This window comes from Chamaesiphon sp. OTE_20_metabat_361 (assembly GCF_031364565.1).
Map to the genome: position 1 here is coordinate 1 of NZ_JANLWO010000231.1, position 4,307 is coordinate 4,307.

The window sequence follows — 4,307 nt, forward strand, 5'->3', positions numbered from 1 at the left end:
ATAATCCGATCGAACCAAGCTAAAATTGCTGGAAATTGATTCAGCTCGAAGCCACCTTCTGCTGCGACATGAGTATAAGCATACAACGCAATATCGGCGATCGAATACCGATCGTTTACGAAGTATTTATGCTGCTCTAAATGTTTTTCCATCACTCGCAACGCTGCGTATCCAAGTTCTTGTTTTTGAGCGATCTCGTCGCGTTTTTGCTCGGCGATGTTCGCGATCGACATCCAAAAGCGGACGGTGGCAATATTTGGCTCGTGACTATATTGCTCGAAGCATAACCATTGCATTACCTGGGAGCGTTCCCACCGATCGACTGGCAAAAAGTCCGTACCGTCGGCAAGATAGTAAATAATCGCATTTGACTCGCTTAAATACTGTCCTGGTTGAATTTCTAATACTGGTATTTTGCCGACTGGATTCATCATCAAAAATTCAGCAGTGCGACTCTCACCTTTGAGAATATCCACCGGGATGCGTTGATAAGCTATGCCCAATTGATTCAGCAACAATCGAATTTTATAACAATTACCTGACGAGGCATATTCATATAATTTGAGCATTTTAATCAGTAATTATTAATTGCTCTTACCGGGCTACAGTCGAAGTCTTAATGATTAATTAAGTATATCTGCATACTTATTTTAACCACTGGAAATTGCCTGTAGCCCTTGTGGTGGGCACTGCCCACCCTACTACTTATTACTTTATTACCTGACTAATATCAATTATCAATTATCAATTAATTTAACTATCGAATAAAACGGTTGTCATATAATTTTCCGCCCATTCTGTACCGAAGGCTTTTTCTAATACGCGGCGGGTTTTGTCGTTTTGTTGTTGTTTGGTGGAATAGTAATTTTGGGCGGTGACGATTTCGGCGCGTTCTGTCTTACTGACAGGAATGGCTTGGGCGGCTTGTTGACAGTGGATCGTCAGCATCGCGGTGACTCGCTCGAAAAACCACTGCTCTTCTTCGGGCGTAGATGGGCGCACGAAGAAGCAAAATTCTGAAAAAATATCTGCCCAGGCGGGTAACTCGCGGGGTTGGCTGAAGGTATGGGTGGGGAGTTGGTGGAGGGGGATGCGATAGTTGTCGGGTAATACCCGGCGCGCATTTAGCGGCGATAAGTCGGCAATTGCGGCGCTGATTTGCCCGCGCCCAGCGACGATATCCGAGCCAAACATCGGTAGGGCATATTCAGGATGGGGGAACATCACACAGTGCAGGATATCTAAATTCGGCCCGACTTGCGCGAGTTCGAGATGAAGTTTGCGAAATTGTGGGGTTTGGTAGCACTTATTTTCGATGACTAGCTTTTCTCCTTCCAATCGCCCTTCGACATATCCCAATTCGGAGGGGAGATCGTAGGGGGATAGATCTAAGTATTGCGCCCAAATAGTTTCGATCGCATTGGCGAGTTGCTCGATCAGTGCGTGTTGGCGCGATCGTAGTGACTGGGTGCTAGTTTCCATCATAAAATAAGAGCCGATCCAAATTGTGATATCTCCCGATCTGCGGCGATGCAGCTAAAATCTGTAAATCGAGATCGGCGCAGTTTAGTTACTTAAAAAACAACCCCTCTCTAACAAATGTTAACAGCATCAGCTAAATAGCCTAGCAAAACTTCATGTTTATTTAGACCTACCAGACATCAAGTAGCGATCGAAATTAGTTTCGGAGCAACCACTTTTGGCTATTAAGTCTTAGCACGACACCAGAAACGAGCAAATCGAGGGTGATTTTACGTTCGTCGATGAGGAAGGGTTCGAGCGTACTAGCGATCGTGCCGAGATCGATACAGGAGAGCGCGCGTTGTCCTTGAATATTATCGTCGAAAAAGTAGACGTTAAATTGACGCTTGCCGCCGTTCCAGCGCCCGATGACTTGACTGCACTCCGGCTCATTTTCTAAGCCCTTGATGGCGATTTTCGATCGCTCCAGAGTGACTTGTAGATCGGTGATGCCCTGAGCTGCCAAAGCTTGAGTGAGGGCGGGTAAATAATCTCGATCGATAAAGTCCGCAAAGGGTTTTGCTTCGACGGCGGGGGGCTTTTCTTTTTTGGGAGCAGCAGTTTTTTCTGCCCCAGTGGGTGCAGCAGCCTCGGTGGCACCTGGAGCGGGTTTCGCTTTTTTCCCGGCGGCTGGTGGCGCTTGCTTTTCTGAGGATTCTTCTACCATATCGATCGATTACACTGCTGTTGGGGAAATCTTCTTTTCAATTTTACCTTAACCGTTGGTTCGGGTATAGGGGATAGGGTATAGGGGATAGGGGATAGGGATAAGAGGTAAGAGGTAAGAGGTAAGAGGTAATTATAGAGAGTTGGCGACAAAATTCCAGATTGCTACGGTGATAAAGCCGACGGTGATGGCGAAGCCGAGCAAGCCGATGATGAGTAAACCGATGAATAATTTGTCGGTTTTGGCTGGGGTGGTTGCGGGTAATTGGACGTGATTTTCGACAATTTGCATGTTGCGGGTGTTGGCTTTGGAAAATACATCAAAAATATCGCCCACGACTGGCACTGAGCCAGCTACTGTATCGATGAGCAGATTTCCCACCATCTGCATCAATGCTTTGCGAGGCAAACCCATGCGGGCGGCTTCGACAATAATATAGCCAGACAATGCCGCACTAACGGTATCGCCGCCACCAGGAATCAAACCCAAAATCGGATCTAAGCCAATCCGCTGCTTGGTACCCGGTATCACAATCGCTCCATCGAGTAATTTGCTCAACTGCCGTATTCTTTTCAATTTTGGGGCATGAACTAAATGGGGTTCGGGAGTCATGTTGGTATTTTGGTTGCTGGTGCCGTCCATAACTGAGTAGCTTGGGAATGTTGATGGAACAAGTAGTGCAACTGCTATTTTACCGGATCGGTATTCGTTCGGGGTGCGATCGCCAGAGTCAAAGGTGGTGAATCCACTATTCACTATTAACTATTCACTATCCACTAAAGATTAATATTTAAAGTTATTTAACAAACTTATGGAACAAAGGTCGCGTGAGATTGTATCTTGGGGTGCAATATCGTCTATGTCAAATTTATGTTTGCCGATCCGCGAGATTATCAGATCTGTTTTTTAGCTACCTTTCTAGGATTGGGGCTGATGACTAGAGATTGGTCGGTTAGACCGGAATTAATTGTGAGTGTCCTCGTCAGTTGTGGTGTAACGCAGCTAGTACTTACAAGTCTATTTAAGCCTACCGAAAATTCGGTATTGGCACTCAAAAGTGCCCTGATTACTGGCTTAGGTTTGTCGTTATTATTACGTGCCGATCGAGTCAGTACGATGATTTTAGCTGGGAGTTTGGCGATCGCGAGTAAGTTTATCTTTACGACAGCAGACAAGCATTGGTTTAATCCAGCTAACTTCGGCATAATTATCGCGCTCATTTTCACGCCAAATGCTTGGGTTTCACCCGGACAATGGGGTGCCGATTGGTGGTATTTACTATTATTTATTGGCTTGGGTGGGATCGTCCTGCAACGGGTCGGTAGATGGGATACGAGCGTGGCTTTTTTGGGATCTTATACATTGTTAGAAGTTGCCAGAAATATTTGGCTGGGGTGGACGTGGGATGTCTCGCTGCATAAGTTAATGAGTGGATCGCTGCTCCTATTTACGCTGTTTATGATTACCGATCCGCGATCGATTCCCAATGCTCGATCGGCTCGAATCGTCTGGGCGATCGCGATCGCATTATTAGCTTTTATCCTCCGCAATTATTTCTATATAAACGAGGCAATATTTATTGCTTTATTTACCCTATCACCACTAACAATATTATTCGATAAATACTGGGTAGCACCTCAATTTACTTGGCAACTGAATCAAATCAAGCCTATTCAATAACTTAATAATTGCTACAAGAATAATCTGTCAACGTGTCATCCACTATCCACTATCCACCATGAGTATATCCCGAATCATTATTAGCTTCTGTCTTGCCTGTATTCTCGTCCTCAGTTTTGCGACTAAAGCGATCGCATTTTGTGGCTTTTATGTCGGCGGTGCAAATGCTCAGTTATTTAATAAAGCTTCTCAAGTAATCATCGCCCGTAATGGCGATCGAACGATCCTGACGATGGCAAATGATTTTCAAGGAGCTGTTAAAGACTTTGCAATGGTTGTCCCCGTCCCAGTCGCCATTAAAAGAGAACAAGTTCACGTCGGAAAACGTACCACCGTTGAGAAATTAGATGCTTTTAGTCAACCGCGATTGGTCGAATATTTCGATCCCAATCCTTGCGATGTAGAGCGTCAACGTGAGTCAGACGTGCCGGAAAGTAGT

At 45.4% G+C, this 4,307-nt stretch carries 6 protein-coding genes; 2 read left to right on the forward strand and 4 right to left on the reverse strand.

Features of this window, described 5'->3' with window-relative positions:
- The 4 genes from RMO35_RS06730 to RMO35_RS06745 form a co-directional block, all read right to left on the reverse strand.
- Nucleotides 1-569, reverse strand: a 569-nt coding sequence (locus tag RMO35_RS06730) for a glutathione S-transferase family protein (protein WP_309739526.1), incomplete at its 3' end; no start/stop codon positions are given.
- 184 nt (nucleotides 570-753) lie between these two features.
- Nucleotides 754-1,485 (reverse strand): phycocyanobilin:ferredoxin oxidoreductase, encoded by a 732-nt coding sequence (locus RMO35_RS06735; protein WP_396135618.1) that lies wholly within the window; start codon nucleotides 1,483-1,485, stop codon nucleotides 754-756.
- 193 nt (nucleotides 1,486-1,678) lie between these two features.
- A complete protein-coding gene (locus RMO35_RS06740) occupies nucleotides 1,679-2,188 on the reverse strand; it encodes a DUF2996 domain-containing protein (RefSeq protein ID WP_309739528.1) in 510 nt (169 codons plus the stop codon).
- Between the two features lie 132 nt (nucleotides 2,189-2,320).
- The gene (locus RMO35_RS06745) at nucleotides 2,321-2,830 is read right to left on the reverse strand and encodes a DUF4112 domain-containing protein (RefSeq protein WP_309739529.1); all 510 of its coding nucleotides are present in this window, start codon (nucleotides 2,828-2,830) and stop codon (nucleotides 2,321-2,323) included.
- Between the two features lie 228 nt (nucleotides 2,831-3,058).
- Here RMO35_RS06745 and RMO35_RS06750 point away from each other — a divergent pair, with 228 nt between their 5' ends.
- Both RMO35_RS06750 and RMO35_RS06755 read left to right on the forward strand, forming a co-directional pair.
- The gene (locus RMO35_RS06750) at nucleotides 3,059-3,868 is read left to right on the forward strand and encodes an RnfABCDGE type electron transport complex subunit D (protein WP_310419453.1); all 810 of its coding nucleotides are present in this window, start codon (nucleotides 3,059-3,061) and stop codon (nucleotides 3,866-3,868) included.
- A gap of 58 nt (nucleotides 3,869-3,926) precedes the next feature.
- A partial coding sequence (locus RMO35_RS06755; protein WP_309739531.1) for a DUF2330 domain-containing protein occupies nucleotides 3,927-4,307 on the forward strand: 381 nt, incomplete at its 3' end.

What these genes read in the sequence shown, in the direction of transcription:
- RMO35_RS06740 (WP_309739528.1), bottom strand. Translation starts at nt 2,188, where the DNA reads ATGGTAGAAGAATCCTCAGAAAAGCAAGCGCCACCAGCCGCCGGGAAA.
- RMO35_RS06750 (WP_310419453.1), top strand. Translation starts at nt 3,059, where the DNA reads ATGTTTGCCGATCCGCGAGATTATCAGATCTGTTTTTTAGCTACCTTT.
- RMO35_RS06735 (WP_396135618.1), bottom strand. Translation starts at nt 1,485, where the DNA reads ATGATGGAAACTAGCACCCAGTCACTACGATCGCGCCAACACGCACTG.
- RMO35_RS06745 (WP_309739529.1), bottom strand. Translation starts at nt 2,830, where the DNA reads ATGGACGGCACCAGCAACCAAAATACCAACATGACTCCCGAACCCCAT.